This is a genomic window from Tolypothrix sp. PCC 7601, from assembly GCF_025677855.1.
Taxonomy (GTDB): Bacteria; Cyanobacteriota; Cyanobacteriia; order Cyanobacteriales; family Nostocaceae; genus Aulosira; species Aulosira diplosiphon.
Map to the genome: position 1 here is coordinate 5,983,745 of NZ_CP064879.1, position 19,387 is coordinate 6,003,131.

Sequence of the window (19,387 nt, forward strand, 5' to 3'; positions counted from 1 at the left end):
TACCTAGAAAATTCTCTCTTCCTCCTGACGACAGGTTGCCGATTTAAATAATTGGGGAAAGGGGAAAGGGGAAAAGGGGAAAGGGATTGAATTTATATTTGATGTTTGAGCAAAACGTTTTAGATCCCCCTAAATCCCCCTTAAAAAGGGGAGCCACTGCGTTGGGCGGGTTCCCCGACTTGTAGCAAGTGGCGTGGACTTTCAGAGGTTTTGCCCCCCTTTTCAAGGGGGGTTGGGGGGATCAACAAGTGGTGAAAATCATAACCAATTACTTTTCAAACAACCCTTCACCTTTCACCCTTCACCCTTTCCCCTTCTTGTAATAGATTCCGAAAAACCGCATACTCAAAATGTATATATCTGCCAGTTTAGCCTAGTTTTTAGGCTTATCCGGTGCAAATTGCATAATGAGTGATTATAATCAAACTCTGAAAATCCTGCTTTTATCCGCAAATCCCAAAAATACCCATCCACTGCGTTTGGGTGAAGAGATGCGCGAAATTAAGGAAGGATTGAAAAGGTCAAAGAATCGTGACCAATATTCCATAGCTACAGCAGAAGCAGTACGTTACAGAGATATACACAGAGCTATTTTAGAATACGAACCGCAGATTATTCACTTTTCTGGGCATGGAACAGGAGAAGAAGGTTTAGTATTTGAAGATGAATCTGGTCAAATTAAATTAGTTGATGCAGAAGCTTTAGCTGGGTTATTTCAACTATTTGCTGACCAAGTAGAATGTGTTGTACTCAATGCATGTTTTTCTCAATATCAAGCTGGGGAAATAGCAAGACATATTAATTATGTTGTCGGTATGAGTCAGAGAATTGGCGATAAAGCAGCTATTGAATTTGCAGTGGGTTTTTATGATGCGCTGGGTGCAGATAAAGGTTATGAGTTTGCTTATAAGTTAGGTTGTAGCTTGATTCGTGTAGCTGGCATAGCAGAAAATCTCACACCTAAATTAATTACCAAATCAGATACAGCATCATTAAATTCTGCAGCAGAGACAACGACAATATATATAGAAAGACCGCCAATTGAGGCGAAATGTTATGAAGCAATTTTGCAACCTGGGGCGTTAATTCGCATTAGGTCACCGCAGAGAATGGGCAAAACATTGCTGTTAGAGAAAGTCCTTAATCATAGTAGACAGGAAGGTTATCGAACAGCAAAATTAGATTTAAAACTGGCTGATAGTGAGATTCTATCTGACGCAAAGACATTTTTACAATGGTTATGTGTTGATGTTGCTGATAGCCTGGAATTAGAACCGCAATTAGATAAATATTGGCAAGATGTTTTTGGATTAAATAAAAACTGTACTCGATATTTTCAAAAATATTTATTAGCTGCTAGCGATAGTCCTTTAGTATTAGCTATCGATAATTTTGAGCGCCTGTTTGGATATCCAGATATTTTCCCTTCATTTTGTTTATTACTGCGGGGATGGTATGAAGCAGCTAAACAAGGAGATAAAATTGGTAATCTCTGGAAGAAACTGCGATTAGTTGTAGTTCATTCCACAGAATCATATCCTACTTTAGATACTAATCATTCTCCATTTAATGTGGGATTACCAATTGAGTTATCGGAATTTAATCTCCAACAAGTAGAATTTCTTACCCAGCAATATGAATTAGCAGATAAGTTAGGTACGCAAGCCTTAAGTGAGTTGATGAAGTTAGTAGGAGGACACCCTGATTTAATCCAGCAAGCAGTCGCTTACCTGCAAAATCCCCAAGCTACTATAAAAGAACTTTTGCAACTTGCGCCAACAGAACAGGGAATTTTTAGCGACCATTTGCGACAGCAATTATGGCATTTACAACATAATTCTCTGCTTGAGTTAGGGTATAAACAAGTAGTAATGGCGAATGCACCCGTTAGGTTAGATACTGAGGTAGCATTCAAGTTACATAGTTTAGGATTGGTAAAACTTTCAGGTAATGATTGTGTTCCCAGTTATGAATTATATCGTCAGTATTTCGCAGTGCGTTTAGGGTAATATCGGGAGTATTCCAAATGTGTAAAGACAGCTCTTGTCATTGCGAGGAGGAACGACGAAGCAATCGCAGCAGCTAGACTTTGCGATTGCTTCACTCCACTTCGTTACGTTCGCAATGACAGTCAAAAAAATGGGATGCTCTCCGATACCAAATGACCAATGACAAATGACAAATAACCAATGAGCAATGACCAATGACAAATAACCAATGAGCAATGACCAATGACCAATAACAAATGACAAATGACAAATGACAAATGACCAATATATATTTTCTGGAAGTTTACCGGAAAATGCCAGCACCTATGTTACACGCCAAGCTGACAGTGATTTGTATGCGGGATTAAAAGCGGGAAAGTTTTGTTATGTATTGAACTCCCGACAAAGCGGAAAGTCTAGCTTGCGGGTGCGAACCATGCAAAGACTCAGAGAAGAAGGCGTACAATGTGCAGCAATTGACCTTTCGGCTGGGGGGATTCAAAATGTACCGCCGGAACAATGGTATGCAGATTTAATTGATAATTTAATTGAAACTTTTGACTTAGATGTAGATTTTGGTGATTGGTGGGAAGCTAATCAGTTAAATTCGCTGGTAACGAGATTTCGCAAGTTTTTAGAAGAAATATTGCTGCTTGAAGTTAAAGAAAATATTGTTATTTTTATTGATGAAATTGATAGTGTACTCAGCCTGAAGTTTCCGACAGATGATTTTTTTGCACTGATTCGCGCCTGTTATAACAAGCGGGTTGATAATCCTGAATATAATCGCCTGACTTTTTGTCTGTTGGGAGTCGCATCACCTAGTAATTTGATTGAGGATAAACAACGCACTCCGTTTAATATTGGTCAAGCTATCTCTTTGACTGGTTTTCAATTGCATGAAGTTGAGCCGTTAGCTAGGGGGATGTCAGGGAGATTTTCTCATCCTCAAGCAGTCATGGAGGAAATTTTATCTTGGACAGGAGGACAACCATTTCTGACGCAAAAACTTTGTCAGTTGATGATAGAAGAATCTTTGCAAGACAATCCTCGCAATGTTGAGCAGGTAGTAAAGTCGCGGATTATTGCAAATTGGGAATCGCAAGATGAGCCTGAGCATTTACGCACAATTCAAGCTCGAATTTTGCGGGATGAACAACGTGCTGGATATTTGCTAGAACTGTATCGGCAAATTAGATTGAGGGATGAACATTCAAGATCCCCCCTAACCCCCCTTAAAAAGGGGGGAACTGAAATCAAAGTCTCCCTTTTTAAGGGAGATTTAGAGGGATCTGAAACTTTTGATACCGACAAGAGGAATTTTCAAATCTCCTCTGAAATTATAGCCAATGATACTTTAGAGCAAAGTGAGTTACAGCTTTCAGGATTGGTTTTTAGGCAGCAAAATAATTTAAGAGTTTATAATCCCATATACAACGAAGTTTTTAATCAAAATTGGATAGATAATCAATTAAAAAATCTGCGTCCATATTCAGAGAATTTCCGCTTTTGGGTGGCTTCTGGGGGAAAGGATACATCTAGATTATTGAGGGGAAAGGCTTTAGAAGAAGCTGAAGTATGGGTAAAAGATAAGAGTTTAAGTTATCAAGATAAGCAGTTTTTAGCAGCGAGTAAAGAGCAAGAAATTCAAGAAAAGATTGCAGTTAAGGAACAAAAAGCTGCTTTGGAAAGAGAAAGACAGGATAAAGAAGCAACAGAGAAAAGAAATCAATTACTAAGTGTAGCTAATCAAAAAGCTCAACAGAAGATTCGTAATGGAACTGCTGTTTTATTTTTGGCGGTGTTTATTGCGATAATTTTAGGAGTATTTGCAGCAAGGGAAGGAAGGAAACTATTAGAAGCACAAAGTCAACTGGTTTTAGCAAAGAAAGATGTTGAAAATGTACAAAAACTATCTGAATTGGCTGGAGAGTTACGTAATGAAAATCTGACAGATGAATCAGACGAAGCATTAAGATTAGCAGGTTTATCATTCAACGTTAAAGACTATAACCTTAAGCAAGCTCTACTACTTGCTTCTAGTTCACAAGCATATCAGCATTTAAAAAAGTGGGATGAAGCAGAAAAAGAAATTAAAGAAAGCAATATTTTTTTAGTACAAGCAGATAAAAGTATTAATTCTAGTGAAGGATTACAAATTCAAGTTTTGGCTAATAAGGTTAAAGGTAGTTTTCTAGTACATAAAAAAGAAAAAAACCAAGCTATAGAATCTTATAAATTAGCATTTAAAATCCTTAATAAAAACCCAGATCAAACTAATCCTTTTACAAAAACTAATCAATTACTCGCAGCCAAAGATATTGAAACTGTTCATCGCAATTTACTGAATTTACTCTCAACCAACACCCCTTTGAGAGAACGGGTAGAAAAATCTCTTACCCAACATTTATATGCTCAACTTGAGTATTCTTTGAAGGCTAAAAATTGGCAAGCAGCTGATCTGCAAACAGATCAACTCATGCTCAATATTGCTAAAAGAGAAAAAGAAGAGTATTTAGATCTCGACTCTATTAATAATTTTTCTTGTCCAGACCTGAAAAAAATAGACCAGCTTTGGGTTAATTCAGATAAACGTTTTGGCTTTAGTGTGCAGAAGGAAATATGGATAAGCACGGGGAATCGGCTGGGTATAAAGCCAGAAGAGTGGAATGACAAAGATGTGGAAAATTATTATCGGTTTGCCACGGCAGTAGGATGGTATGATGACAAAAAAACTAGGGACTCAGAAACGGGCGGCAGAGGAGGCGACTTTTTGAGGTATGACGAACTGCTGAAGCTTGTTAAAGATGACCCTACGTATGGTACGGGAAGCCTACCGTGGAGGGAAGCTGTAGCGGGGTATGTACGGGTTACGGGGCCGTCGGAGGTGTTCTTCTCTCGCGCTACAGGGTTCTTCTTCTCTCGCGCTGCGACTTGTAAAGTGTAACATTTAAGGCTTTCAGAAGTTTGTGAATATTTGTTTCCGCCTCATTTTCCACGTAACCATCAGCATTTCATAAATCCTCCTGCTACTTCATGCACCTCCGTAGATTCCGTTACTTTTTGATTGTCCCAAGGTAAACTCATCTGTCCCGGCGAAGATTTTTTGGGTTTAGCACTCTTAATTACTGAGGTTAAAAAGCGACTACCCCAATGATTTCGTTTCTCTGGCTTTGCTTGCGGTCGATAGTTATTTGTCATTAGTAATTTGTTATATCAATTCAAATAATGTTTGCGAGACATCAATATATTCTAGAGGGCAAGGCAGTGCCTTGCCCCTACCATCTAGCGCATTCTTTTTTCAAATTGGTATTATTTCTCTACTTTCCCGTATCCCTGCGTTAAGCGATCGCACCAATTCACAATGTCACTGTTTGAGTGAAAATGCGATCAGATCGACTCAGATTGCAATCAAAACGATTTTGACGATGATCAAAACGATTTTGACGACGATTAAAACGATTTTGATGATGATAAAACGATTTGACGACGATTAAAACGATTTTGACGACGATTAAAACGATTTTGACGACGATTAAAATGATTTTGACGATGATCAAAACGATTTTGACGACGATTAAAATGATTTTGACGATGATCAAAACGATTTTGAAGGCGATCGCACCAACTCACAATTTTGCTGTCTGGGTGAGAGTGCGATCGCACCAACTCACAATTTTGCTGTCTGGGTGAGAATGCGATCGCACCAATTCATAATTTCGCTGTCTGGGTGAAAATGCGATCGCACCAATTCATAATTTCGGTGTCTGGGTGAGAGTGCGATCGCACCAATTCACAATTTTGCTGTTTGGGGGAGAATGCGATCGCAGCGATTCACAATTTTGCTGTCTGGGTGAGAATGCGATCGCAGCGATTCACAATTTCGCTATGAAGTGAGAATGCGATCGCACCAACTCACAATTTTGCTGTTTGAGAGAGAGTGCGATCGCACCAACTCACAATTTTGCTGTCTGGGTGAGAGTGCGATCGCACCAATTCACAATTTTGCTATGAAGTGAGAATGCGATCGCAGCGATTCACAATTTTGCTGTCTGGGTGAGAATGCGATCGCACCAATTCACAATTTTGCTGTCTGGGGGAGAATGCGATCGCACCAACTCACAATTTCACTGTCTGGGGGAGAATGCGTAGACGCGGAGCGGCTTGTCGTAGACATCGCACCTACTTACTACCAAATAGTCTGAATTGTGGTTAAAGCCTGAATTTGCAAATCACGAGTCACGAAAAATTACCCCACATTTCTTGGCGTGCAAGAGCAATATCTTCTTCTGTAATATCTACCTTTAAATCACTACATAACCCTCTAACACTAAGTAAAGCAGGTTTTTTAGTAGTTTTTTGGTACAGAAATTCTGCAAAATCCAATAATTCTTGTTGCTTTTCTATAGGTAGCTGCCGCAATTTGTATAACACAGCTTGTTCAAGATTCATAATATTTCCTCATGATTATGCGTAGATGCTGCATCGGCTTGTCATAGACATCGCGTCAACTCACAATGCTATTGTATCGGGTGGCAATTGAATTATATTGTCTACACAACCTGTTTTGCCCCTATAAATAATTTTCTGTATCGCCAACATTATTTTAATTGCAACACATTAAAAAATTCTTCTAAAGGTTCATCAAAATCATCAGTAATGGAAATTAAGCCCTGATCGCTGCCAAAAAGTGGAGGACGTTGAGGGAGAGGTTGTAAGGAAACCAATTTGACTATTGGTTGGTTGTTTTTGGTAATAATAATTTCTTCACCATCGACTGCTTTTGCAATTAAATCTGACATTTCCGTCAGGGCTTGGGTAATATCAATTGTTTTCATCAGTTAATCTCCAGCCGCAGTCTTCTATTAGAGCTTATCTCAATTTTATGCTATTTTGATGCATACACGTAACTTTCAAAATATTATGAATCGTTTTTTACCATACTTTTTCAGTATTATTACCCTCAGCAGCTTGTCTATTGGCAGTTTAGCAATGGCAAGCACAACACCGGAAACTTCAAAGATACAATTAGCGCAAAAGCTCAACTGTAATAATGCTCAAACCCAGGCAGAAATTAATCAATGCGCGCAGATATCCTATCAGAATGCTGATAAAAAATTGAATCAGGTTTATCAAAAACTTGTGCCAACTTTATCTAGTTCCAGCAAGAGGAAATTAATCACCGCACAGCAAGCATGGATTAAATTTCGTGATGCTAGTTGTGAGTTTGAAAGAAGTCAATATGAAGGCGGAACTATTGCACCTACTATTTATTTTGGTTGCTTAGAACAGACTACACTGCAACGTACTCAACAATTACAGGAATATCTTAATTTAGATCGTTAATACTGAAGGGTGAAGGGTGAAGGGGGAAGGGGGAAATTAATTAAGATGACTGTAGGGTGTGTTAGGCGCTTGTTTTCAATATGATTTGTCACGCAAGAAATATCCTAGCGCCTAACGCACCATCCACGCGACGGTGCGTTACGGCTAAATATCATTGTCTCTGTGTCCGATATCCTTTCATAGCCGTAACACACCCTACTTGATACTCATTTTCACTTCATCCTTTTTCATGCTTTGCTTGGTAAATAAATGTAAAGAAACTCGCAATTAAACTTAATCGAAATTAAGCAATTAGCATCCGGTAAGTCACTCACTGCGGTAGTCTAGATGAGAGTGAATTTATCGCCTTGTTTGACATTTTGTTTTATGACTTCAGCTGTTTCCAGTCCTACACGCACAATTCGTATTGGTTCTCGTAAGAGTCAACTTGCTCTGGTTCAAACCCACTGGGTAAAAGAACAACTCCAAAAAAGCTATCCTGAGATTGCTTTTGAAGTTCATACCATGTCTACCCAAGGCGACAAAATCCTGGATGTAGCATTAGCCAAGATTGGTGATAAAGGTTTATTCACCAAAGAATTAGAAGTGGGAATGCTCAACAAGGAAATTGACTTTGCGGTTCATTCCCTCAAGGATCTGCCTACTAATTTACCAGAAGGGTTAACATTAGCAGCAATTACCGAACGGGAAAACCCAGCAGATGCTTTGGTACTGCACGAAAAGTATAAAGGGCAGACAATTGATACCTTACCAGAGGGTGCTGTCATCGGTACATCTTCTCTGCGGCGCTTGGCACAGTTACGCAATCAGTTCCCCCATTTCACATTTAAGGATGTACGGGGAAATTTGAACACACGCATGGCTAAATTAGATGCGGGTGAGTATGACGCGTTGATTTTGGCAGTTGCAGGTTTAGAGCGATTGGGAATGAGCGATCGCGTTCACCAAATTCTACCAAAAGAAATTTCGCTTCATGCTGTTGGGCAAGGTGCATTGGGTATTGAATGCCGTGCTGATGATACGGAATTGATATCTTTACTGAAAGCTATCGAACATCCCCAAACACGCGATCGCTGTTTAGCTGAACGTGCTTTCTTACGCGATTTGGAAGGTGGCTGCCAAGTACCCATCGGTGTTAACACTGAAATTAATGGTGACCAATTAACATTAACCGGAATTGTTGCCAGCGTAGATGGACAAAAGCTGGTTAAAGATACCGTCTCTGGCGAAGCTAAAAATGCCGAACAGTTGGGTACAGAACTAGCAAATCTGTTGCGTCAACAAGGCGCACAAGAAATTTTGGATGTCATCTTTACTGAAATCCAAAGAGGTTCTTAAGCTATTCCGCAACCTGATATGGTTAGATAAGTAATCAGTGAACAGTGAAACAGTGATAAGGAAACTCCAAAAAATAAATTATTCCCTATTAACGTTGTTGACCGTTGACTGTTCACAGTTAACAGTCAACAGTTAACAGTCAACAATAATGTTAGGAATATTTTTTTACTTGGAAGACCCTAATTGAGTAACTGAAAACTGATCACTGTGTAGGCAGAATCGGGGAAACATATATTACCATGCGGATTCTATTTGTTGCAGCAGAGGCAGCACCTGTTGCAAAAGTTGGTGGAATGGGTGATGTTGTCGGCGCATTGCCCAAAATCTTGAGACAAATGGGGCATGATGTACGCATATTCCTGCCTTACTATGGCTTCCTGCCAGACAAAATGGAGGTTCCCAAGGAACCCATCTGGCGGGGATATGCTATGTTTCAGGACTTTGCTGTTTACGAAAGCATTCTCCCTGGTACTGATGTTCCCTTGTATTTGTTTGGACATCCTGCTTTCCTACCTCGCCGCATTTATTCAGGAGAGGATGAAGATTGGCGGTTCACTTTATTTGCCAATGGTGCGGCAGAATTTTGCTGGAATTACTGGAAGCCAGAAATTGTCCACTGTCATGACTGGCATACTGGCATGATTCCTGTGTGGATGAACCAAGATCCAGATATTACTAGTGTATTCACTATTCATAACTTGGCTTATCAAGGGCCTTGGCGTTGGTATTTAGAAAAAATTACTTGGTGTCCTTGGTATATGCAAGGACACAATACAATGGCAGCTGCGGTGCAATTTGCCGACAGGGTAAATACAGTTTCTCCCACATACGCCGAGCAAATTAAAACACCTGCTTACGGAGAAACCATCGAAGGTTTGCTGTCTTTTATTAGTGGTAAATTATCTGGGATTATTAACGGCATCGATACAGAAGTTTATAACCCAGAAAACGACAAGTATATTGCCCAAACCTTTACTACTGACACATTAGATAAACGTAAAGCTAATAAAATTGGGCTGCAAGAAGAAGTAGGATTAGAAGTTAATTCCAACGCCTTTTTAATTGGCATGGTAACGAGGTTAGTAGAGCAAAAAGGTTTGGATTTAGTCATCCAAATTCTCGATCGCTTCCTAGCATATACTGACGCGCAATTCGTGTTGTTGGGAACAGGCGATCGCTATTACGAAACCCAAATGTGGCAATTGGCATCCCGTTACCCCGGACGCATGGCAACTTACCTGCTGTATAACGATGCCTTGTCTCGCCGCATCTACGCTGGTACGGATGCCTTTTTAATGCCTAGCCGCTTTGAACCCTGCGGTATCAGCCAAATGATGGCTTTGCGTTATGGTTCTGTGCCCATTGTGCGCCGTACAGGGGGATTAGTGGACACGGTATCCCATTTCGACCCCATGAACGACGCAGGTACTGGTTATTGTTTTGACCGCTATGAACCCCTGGATTTGTTCACCTGCATGATCCGCGCTTGGGAAGGTTTCCGTTTCAAACCTCAATGGCAGGAATTGCAAAAACGTGGCATGACTCAGGATTTCAGCTGGTATCAATCTGCCAAGCAATACGTGAAGCTGTATCGATCAATTTACGGCTTACCAGAAGAAGAGGAAGCACCTCAACCAGAGTTGGTGCTAAATGAGGCAGTATAAGAAAGTGCTGAGTGCTGTTAGCGGTAGCGGGGCGTTTAGCCTGTGCTGAGTGCTTTGCATCTGCTTTAGAGACTTCCAAATAAAATATCCCAGTATTTATTGTGGGGTGGACATCTTGTCCGCCCAGTGTATGTGGCGGGCAAGATGCCCGCCCCACAAGATGGAATAATTGATTTCTTGGAAGTCCCTTATGTGTAAAAACATTTATACTGTAGGGGTTTAGCACTGCTAAACTCTTTTTAGTGCGGATCTATTCCCAATCTAAAATCTAATACCAATTCAAATAATGTTTGCGACACATCAATATATTCTAGAGGGCACGGCAATGCCCATACGTGTCAACTTAAGCTAAAAGCTATATAGGACGGGCGTTGTACAAAACTTTCGCCCTCATCCCCTAACCCCTTCTCCCGCAGGAGAAGGGGAATTAAATCTCTTGCTCCCCTCTCCCGGTGGGAGAGGGGTTGGGGGTGAGGGCAAAAACCTTGCTACAAAGCGGGTTTCGCGTTAAGTTGACACCAATGGGCATTGCCGTGCCCCTACCCATCTGTCTCCATCTAAAATCCAAAATTAGGTATTGTTGGTGCGTCCGCATAATATAGCCCTTGGTAAAGAACCTCATGCAAAGTTTGCAATAATTCTTGAGTGGTGTAGGGCTTAGAAATAAATTTGTTGATAGTTGCATCTTTGGCAATTTTATTGCTGCCTACCAAACCACTAACAGCAATAATCTTCACTTGGGAATTCATTTTTTGCAATGTGCGAATGGTAGTTTCGCCATCCATTAATGGCATCATCATATCTACCAAAACCACACTAATATTATCTTGGTAACGGGCATAGAGTGCGATCGCTTCAATCCCATTGCTGGCAGTTAGCACTCTGTAGTTATAAGTTTCTAAAGAAATCTTGGTGGTTTCGAGAATTTCATCTTCGTCATCTACTACTAAAATTAATTCTCTATTACCATTTGGCAGTTCAACATTTTCGGCTAACAATGTTGCCATAGTCTCTACTGCTGGTATGAATAATTTAAATTCTGTGCCTTTACCAATTTCGCTATGGACGTTAATAAAACCACCGTGACTTTTGATGATACCTCTCACAGTTGAAAGACCTAAACCTGTACCTTTACCAACCTCTTTAGTAGTGAAAAATGGCTCAAATATTCTATCTAAAATCTCTGGCAACATGCCAATTCCTGTATCCGCAACAGTAATCACAATATAGGGGCCAATACTAGCCTCGAGATTCATCCGGGCATATTGTTCATCAACTAAGAAATTTTTAGCAGAAATAGTCAGAGTCCCACCATTAGGCATGGCATCACGAGCATTAACGGTGAGGTTCATCAGCACTTGATGCAAGTGTGTGGCATCTCCAATTACTGCCCATAAATCGGGGTTAATATCTGAAGAAAATTCAATGGATTTGGGAAATGTGCTATGAATAATCTGCTCAATTTCTAAGAACAAATGGTTAATGGCTACAATTGAACGTTTACCTTCAACCCCCCGCGCAAAATGTAGCACTTGCTTAACTAAAGCAGCTCCACGTTTACAATTGCTTTCAATAGTTCTATACATTTGCTGACTCCATTCTTCACTGGGAGAGCGTTTTAGCTGTAGTAGTTGTGCTGCAGATAAGATAGGTGTCAGGATATTGTTAAGGTCATGGGCAATGCCGCCAGCCAGGGTACCCAAACTCTCTAAACGTTGAGCGCGAAGAAATTGACTTTCTAGTAGTTTTTTTTCTGTAATATCAGTATTAACTGTCAAAATCGATTGCGGTTGTCCATTGCGATCGCGCATTAAAGTCCAACGACTAGCAACAATAATTGTTTGATTTTGTTTAGTAACTTGCTGTAATTCCCCGTACCAGCAGCCACCTGCTGCTAGGCTGTCGCGGATATTTTCTAGTTGCGGTAAGATTTGCGGTTGATAAATCAGCTGATTAATATTTTCGCCAATTACTTCTGTGGCTGACCAGCCATATAAATTTTCTGCTCCTTGGTTCCAAAAGCTAATATAATTGTCCCAATCGTGGACAATAATGGCATCTGTAGCGATATCGAGCAAAGCCGCTTGTTGATGAATTTTTTGTTCTGCTTGCTGGCGCTCAGAAATTTCTCTCTCCAAACGCTGATTTTGCGCTTGCAGTGTCTTGGTTAAGTTACGCAGTTGCAGATGCAATTCAATCCGCGCTAAAACTTCTTCATGCTGTAGCGGTTTAGTAACATAATCCACAGCTCCCAAACTCAAGCCTTTAACCTTATCTACGGTTTCTGTCAGTGCAGTCATGAAAATGATGGGAATATCCTGTGTTAAGGGATTGGCTTTTAAATGACAACAGGTTTCAAAACCGTCCATGCCTGGCATAAGTATATCTAACAGAATCAGGTCAGGTGGAGCATATTCAGCGCGTGCGATCGCACTCTCACCATCTTCTGCCACCAAAACAGTAAATCCTGCATTGGCTAAAAAATCAAATAACATTTCTAAATTAGTTGGGTTGTCATCAACAATTAAGATGACACCTTGATCATTCAAATCCGCGTTCATAAACCCTCATTTTAAATCAGGCAGAGGTCAGCAATTTTGTTATTCCACATCCGTAATCCCACTGCATTACAGTCAACCGCCAACAGTCAACAGTCAACCATCAACCGTCAATCTACTTACTACCTATTACTGGGGAATATTGTTTAATAAAATCTACGATTTGTTTTCCTTTAAACTCTTTAGCCAGTTGGTGCAAATGATTGGTAAACGGTAATAGTTGCTCGTCTAACCCCTCTAATTTTGCTGCTCTTTGGGCAATACTTCTCAAATCCCCCTTCATTGCCAAATCTAGCAAAATTGCAATTTCCTCTGCTGGCGGAGGAATTAGTTGTAAGTTTTGGTTTTTTGTTTTTACATTAACATTTTTTTGTTGAGTTTGAGCGGTTTCTAAATCTTCATAAATCCATTCCAAACCTAAGTGAATCCTTAACTTTTCTAACAGTTCTGCTACCCGAAATGGTTTAGGCAGAAAATCATTACAGCCTACTTCTAGACTTTGCTTTTGTTCAAACTCGAACACACTTGCTGATATAGCGATTACTACTACTTCTTTAAAGTTTGGTAACATTCTCAAGCGACGGGTGGCTTCAAAACCATCCATTACAGTCATTACCAAGTCCATAAAAATCAAAGCTGGCTGAAATTCTAATACTTTGTTTAGACAGTCTAAGCCATCTGTTGCTTCTAAAACTTCAAAACCTAAAGGCTGGAGTAAATTGACTAAAACAGAACGATTTGAGCATTTATCATCTACTACTAAAATTTTCTTTTGATCACTAACAAAACCAGTAATGTGACGTTCAACAATTTTCTTAATATTTGTCGGATAAGCGACCTCAGCTAAATCTAAGTCTACCCAGAAAACACTACCTTTACCTAAAGTACTCGTTACCTTTAGTTCACCACCCATCATCTCCACTAACTGACGGCTAATTGCTAAACCTAAACCTGTACCTTCTGTCTTGCGACTATCTTCTCCTACCTGCTTAAAAGGTAAAAATATTTCTTCTAATTGCTCCTCAGCTATACCTATACCGGTATCTTCTACTTGAAACCGGAATTTTTCTGCATGATAGCCTACTTGAAATCTGACAGTGCCTTTTTCAGTAAATTTGACAGCATTGCTGAGTAAATTAATTAAAACTTGCCTTAATCTTTTCTCATCGGCTCGCACAACTTTGGGTAAAACTGATAGTTGATCAAAAACTAAGGCAATGCCTTTTTGTTCGCTACGGATACGACAAATTTGGACAATACTTTCTAGAAATTCTGACAGCGAAAATTCTGTAGGATAAAGTTCTAATTTTCCGGCTTCAATTTTCGATAAATCTAAAATATCGTTAATCAGCGTCAGTAAATGTTCACCACATTGATGAATGATTTTGATACCATTCTTTTGTTCAGGAGTTAAGGTTTGATTTTTATTGAGAATTTGTGTGTAACCTAAAATCCCATTTAGGGGTGTACGCAGTTCATGACTCATGCTAGCAAGGAACTGACTTTTGGCGCGGTTAGCGGTTTCTGCTACCTCTTCAGCGCGTTGGCGATCGCGGATTTCTTGTTGTAGTTGTAAATTTTTCCCTTGTAATTCTAGAGTTCGTTCTTCTACCCTCACTTCTAGGGTACGATTATATTCTGCTAAATCGTGATAAAGACGCGCATTTTCAATTGAAATTGCTGCTTGCGATGATAAAAGCTGTAACACTTCCAAGCGCTGTGGTGTAAAGGCTCCAGTAGTTAAATTATTCTCTAAATACAGAATGCCAATCAGCTTTCCTTGATTCACAATTGGCGTACATAAAATAGATTTTGGCTTTTGGTTAAGGATATAATTATCGAAATTAAATACCGCTTCGCTAGTGGCATCATTCAAAACTACGTCTTTCTGAGTTCTCTGCACATAGTTAATAATCGATATTGGTAGCTGCTGACTGTTTTCTATAGGTAGCGATTGTTCAACACTGATTTCCTCTTGCTCGATACTGCCTGAAGCTTCTATCTGTAACTTACCTGCTTTTTCGAGAATTAAAAATCCCTTTTCTGCACCTGCATTTTCAATTAAAATTCGCATCAAATTAGTCAGCAACTTGCTTAAAACAATTTCGCAAGAAAGAGCTTGAGAAGCTTTCATCACAGTCATCAAATCGAGACTTTGAGTTCTGCCTATGATCGGGAAATTTGCCTGATTAAGTTCTTGATAATGAATTTCCAGATTTTGTGTATTTGGCGATATTGTAATTAATTGTGGATAGCGGATTTCCAAATCTTTGATTTTAGCGATCGCTCCCCAACGGCTATAGGCATGGTAAGCATTACTCATGTACGTGCGGGCAATCGTTTGCCTACCCCATGATAGATAAAATTTAGCAGCCAGTTCCCAGGCTAGTGCTTCTTCGTTGACATAATCGTTGTCTTTGGCAAGTGCGATCGCGCGATCGTACATCTCAACCGCCTCTATTTTTTCATCTAAAACACGATGACGTTCAGCCTCTACTAAATAAAATTTGTGCAAATGATTCATCGGGGCAGAATGCGCCCATTTCTGCATTTTTTGTTGATTATTAATTACTCTAGTTAATAGCTCCTGTTGTTGTGGCTGCGGTAGTGATGAATATATTGCTAGTTGTGCTAAAGAATCATAAAAATGAAACAACGGTACCATTAACCATCCAATTACCCCATCTAAATACTGTTGGGCTTGGCTAGCATGTGCCACAGCTTGAGAAAATTCCCCAAACAGATAGCACAGGATTAATTTATTCAAGAATACATAATGAATGACTGTTCGCTCATTGAATTGAATATGAACTGGTAAAAATTCCTCTTCATCATAAGCTGTGCCGACTAAAAGACAAGGATTTTTAGACTCTCCAATTAAATTTAAAACTGCTTGATGAAATATCTGATGCCAATTTAACGCTGTTTCTTGATTAATTTGAGCGATCGCCTGACTATATCTGGCCATTTCCTGTTCTAAGCTTTTTAGCTCATAACCGCTCCAATAGGCATATTGACATTTATTACTAGCTGCATATCCCGCATGGATTAAATCTCCATATTCTAAACCGCTATGATAAGCATTTTCTAAAAGTGGTAATGTTTCCCTCACATGATGTTTCCAAGGCAAAATAAATGTTGCCACTTTAAATAAGGTTTTACTTCTCACCTCATGAGTATCTAACTTATCTAATAGATTTAAAGCCACTTGTCCAAATTTATCAGCAGCTTCTATATCTTGTAAAATACCGCTAAAAAGAATTCCATAATCAGCAAATCCGCTCACAGAAAAAGAAGTAATTCCATGTTTAATTGATAAATTTACTTGCTGACAAGCCATCAAGATAAATAATGTCGGTGCAGATTGATAAGCCGCAGGTACTAAACTGACTATTAGCCGAAATGCTGCTAGTTTTTCTGCATCTGTCATTAGAGGTAGATTAACTAAATCTTCTATTTCTTGAGTGGTTAAATTAGCTGTTGTTTCCGCAATAGCTTGCTGAACATCGAAAGGGGTTGGTGATTCAGGGAGTTTGACTCCCAATATTTCTACAGCTTCTAAACCTAGCTTTACCGCTTCCAGAAGTTTTCTTTGGACTTCACAACTTTTGATTCGCAATTCATACACTTTCACTTTATGTAATTGCGATTTTGCTTGTTGTAGAACTACCTGGATTAGTTGCTCCATTTGCTCAAAATCACCAATCAAAAATACTGCTTCTGCTGTCTCTTGATGCAGCGCTAAGGTTATTTCATATTGCTGATACCAGCTATTAACTGGTAACAATTTCAAACCAACATTGAAATAACGAACGGCTGAGTCATACGCTGTCGCTGCTTTCGCTTTTTGCCCTGCTAAGAAGTTCAGTTGAGCTAGTTCATATTTTTCTGAATCAGATGTCAGTAGTTCAGTACCATAATTGAGTTGATTTACTAGTGCAAATATATTTTCTTTACGTTCTTCTGGGGTTGCATTTTGCAGCAGTAATTGACCAATTTTCAAGTGTGTTGCTTTCTTCTGCTCATCAGTAATCAGAGAATAGGCTGCTTGCTGTACTCGGTCATGTAAGAATTTATATGTAATTGTTGGCTCGCTATTGTTTATTTCTTTTTGCTCAAGTTGAAGGGGAATTCTAGAGGCATGATTTAAGGGTAATATTAAACCTGCTTGCAGAGCTTCCCATAAATCTGTGACTGTTGCTGATTGATTTTGTTTATTAACAGTTGCCAAAACCTCTAAAGAAAATTTATCACCAATACAAGCAGCTAATTTTAAAATATTCTGAGTATTCGGTAACAGCTTTTGAATTTGGCTGACCATTAATTCAATCACATTATCAGTGATGTCAATCTTCTGTAAAAGATGGATATTCCACTGCCAAGACCTCGCAGTGAAATTAAATGATAATAAATTTTCTTGATAAAGTGATTTGAGTAGCTGGGTTAAGAAAAAAGGATTACCTTGAGTTTTATTAAACAATAAATCAGCTAATGTTGCTAAGTTTTCTGAGTGATTGTGCAAAGTATCACTGAGTAATTGGGTAACATGAGAAATCGCTAATGGCTGCAACAAAATATTGTTAATAACTGCCCCAGCTTTTTGAATTGCTTCTAAAAATAAAATCAACGGATGAGTTTCATTAACTTCATTATTTCGATAGGCACCAATCAGTAACAAATATTGACTATCTGGATTATTCGTCAGCAGTTGAATTAACTTTAATGAAGCTGAATCTGCCCACTGTAAATCATCCAAGAACACCACTAATGGATATTCAGGTTGACAAAATACATGAATAAATTGCTGAAACAGGCGATTAAATCGGTTTTGCGATTCAGTAGGGCCTAATTGCGGCACCTCTGGTTGTGTACCAATAATTCTTTCAACATCAGGAATCACATCAATAATAATTTGACCATTATTACCCAAAGCTGCTAAAAGCTTTGCTTGCCAATTGGCAATTTGCTCGCTACTTTCTGTTAATAGCTGCCGAATTAATTCTTGAAAAGCTTGAATCAAAGAAGCGTAGGGTATATTACGTTTAAATTGGTCAAATTTACCCGAAATAAAATATCCCCGTTGACGAACTATAGGTTTATGAACTTCATTAACTAAGCAGGATTTTCCTATACCAGAGTACCCACTTACTAACATCATCTCCGTTGCTCCAAGACTGACGCGCTCAAATGCATTGATGAGCATCATAACTTCTACTTCGCGCCCATAAAGTTTTTGAGGAATCAGAAATTGGCTAGATAAATCAAGCTGACCAATCTGGAAATGGGAAATTTTTCCTGTTGCTTGTAATTGTCGTAAGCATTCTTCTAAATCTGCCTTTAGTCCCAAGGCATTTTGATATCTATCCTCAGCAGTTTTGGCTAATAATTTCATGACAATATCCGCAACTACTGGAGGAATTGCTGAGTGAATCTCTTGAGGTGATACGGGAGTTTTGGCAATATGGCAATGAACTAATTCTAAAGAGTCATTTACTTGAAAAGGTAACTGACCCGTTAACATTTCATAAAAAGTAACACCTAAAGAGTAAAAGTCAGTACGATAATCAATTGCACGGTTCATCCTGCCTGTTTGTTCTGGAGACATATAGGCGAGGGTACCTTCTAAAAAGTTAGTGTCGCTGGGATTTTGAGTTTCGCTGAATAAATATGATGAGATACTAAAGTCGATAATTTCTACTTTGTCTATTTGCGGATTAATGAGAATATTTTGTGGCTTAATATCTTTATGAATAATATTGTTTTGATGTAAATCGGCAAGAATAGTAGCTAACTGAATAGCAATGTTTAAAAATTTACTTAAATCAAAATTTTGGATATTAATAAAATTATTGAGGGTTTCTCCAGCAAAATCTGTCAGAATTAATGCTAAACCATTATGATAATTCTCTAGTGCCAAAGGTTTAACAATACCTGCAATATTTAAATTTTGCAGTATTTGATATTCATGTCTTAATTGAGTTAGTTGTTGCCTAGTGGGATACTCAGCTTTGAGAGTTTTAATAATCACCGATGTTTGCTCTGTTTCCCGCAAAGCACGGTAAACGCAGGTAGTAGTACCGTCATACAGGACTTCGATGAGGTTGTAACCTGCAATAGTAATACTCATAGGAACTTGCAAATAAATAAATATCCTATCGCTTTTGAAGCTGGGGGAGAAAAAATCTGATTAACCAAAGTTGTCACTTAGGTAAAAAAGCACTCGCAGAGAAGCGTTCCCGTTCGACGTTCGCGCAGCGTCTCGTAGAGAAGTCGTTTCCGCAGGGTAGGGTAGCAATCGCAAGAGTTTTGAGTAATTTATATTCTGTCACATAGTTAGGTTTATTCGTGTCTACCTACTTAAGTTGCATAATTACTTATCAGGATTGTCCAGAGTCAAAGGTCAAAGATCCAATTTTAACCTTGAATCTTGACCCTTGACGGCCCAAACAAGAAAATGTGGAATTTAAATGTGCATCAACTTCAAGGCTAAAGG

The 19,387-nt window shown here is 39.1% G+C and carries 11 protein-coding genes; 5 read left to right on the forward strand and 6 right to left on the reverse strand.

Annotated features, from left to right (window positions below; genetic code table 11):
* The first annotated feature begins 407 nt into the window (after positions 1 to 407).
* Positions 408 to 2,009, forward strand: coding sequence for an AAA-like domain-containing protein (locus HG267_RS24575; RefSeq protein WP_045868407.1), 1,602 nt, complete (start codon positions 408 to 410; stop codon positions 2,007 to 2,009).
* A gap of 250 nt (positions 2,010 to 2,259) precedes the next feature.
* Positions 2,260 to 4,935 (forward strand): AAA-like domain-containing protein, encoded by a 2,676-nt coding sequence (locus HG267_RS24580; RefSeq protein ID WP_096621882.1) that lies wholly within the window; start codon positions 2,260 to 2,262, stop codon positions 4,933 to 4,935.
* Between the two features lie 59 nt (positions 4,936 to 4,994).
* Here HG267_RS24580 and HG267_RS24585 read toward each other — a convergent pair whose 3' ends face one another.
* From HG267_RS24585 to HG267_RS24600, 4 genes are all read right to left on the reverse strand, one after another.
* Positions 4,995 to 5,189 carry a hypothetical protein gene (locus HG267_RS24585; RefSeq protein ID WP_045868409.1) on the reverse strand — a complete coding sequence of 65 codons (195 nt, stop codon included), beginning with the start codon at positions 5,187 to 5,189 and terminating at the stop codon, positions 4,995 to 4,997.
* A gap of 252 nt (positions 5,190 to 5,441) precedes the next feature.
* On the reverse strand, positions 5,442 to 5,657 hold the full coding sequence (locus tag HG267_RS24590; protein ID WP_155539007.1) for a hypothetical protein: 216 nt from the start codon (positions 5,655 to 5,657) through the stop codon (positions 5,442 to 5,444).
* A 570-nt stretch (positions 5,658 to 6,227) separates the two neighbouring features.
* Positions 6,228 to 6,440, reverse strand: a complete 213-nt coding sequence (locus HG267_RS24595) for a DUF2281 domain-containing protein (protein ID WP_045868410.1) — start codon at positions 6,438 to 6,440, stop codon at positions 6,228 to 6,230.
* 149 nt (positions 6,441 to 6,589) lie between these two features.
* Positions 6,590 to 6,826, reverse strand: coding sequence for a type II toxin-antitoxin system Phd/YefM family antitoxin (locus HG267_RS24600; RefSeq protein ID WP_045868411.1), 237 nt, complete (start codon positions 6,824 to 6,826; stop codon positions 6,590 to 6,592).
* 85 nt (positions 6,827 to 6,911) lie between these two features.
* Here HG267_RS24600 and HG267_RS24605 point away from each other — a divergent pair, with 85 nt between their 5' ends.
* From HG267_RS24605 to glgA, 3 genes are all read left to right on the forward strand, one after another.
* Positions 6,912 to 7,334: a lysozyme inhibitor LprI family protein gene (locus HG267_RS24605; RefSeq protein WP_045868412.1), complete on the forward strand. Its 423-nt coding sequence runs from the start codon at positions 6,912 to 6,914 to the stop codon at positions 7,332 to 7,334.
* Between the two features lie 366 nt (positions 7,335 to 7,700).
* On the forward strand, positions 7,701 to 8,672 hold the full coding sequence (gene hemC, locus HG267_RS24610) for a hydroxymethylbilane synthase (protein WP_045868413.1): 972 nt from the start codon (positions 7,701 to 7,703) through the stop codon (positions 8,670 to 8,672).
* A gap of 239 nt (positions 8,673 to 8,911) precedes the next feature.
* A complete protein-coding gene (gene glgA, locus HG267_RS24615) occupies positions 8,912 to 10,336 on the forward strand; it encodes a glycogen synthase GlgA (RefSeq protein ID WP_045868414.1) in 1,425 nt (474 codons plus the stop codon).
* A gap of 557 nt (positions 10,337 to 10,893) precedes the next feature.
* Here glgA and HG267_RS24620 read toward each other — a convergent pair.
* A complete protein-coding gene (locus tag HG267_RS24620) occupies positions 10,894 to 12,897 on the reverse strand; it encodes a response regulator (RefSeq protein WP_045868415.1) in 2,004 nt (667 codons plus the stop codon).
* Between the two features lie 112 nt (positions 12,898 to 13,009).
* Positions 13,010 to 19,021, reverse strand: coding sequence for a hybrid sensor histidine kinase/response regulator (locus HG267_RS24625; RefSeq protein ID WP_045868416.1), 6,012 nt, complete (start codon positions 19,019 to 19,021; stop codon positions 13,010 to 13,012).
* Between the last annotated feature and the right edge of the window lie 366 nt (positions 19,022 to 19,387).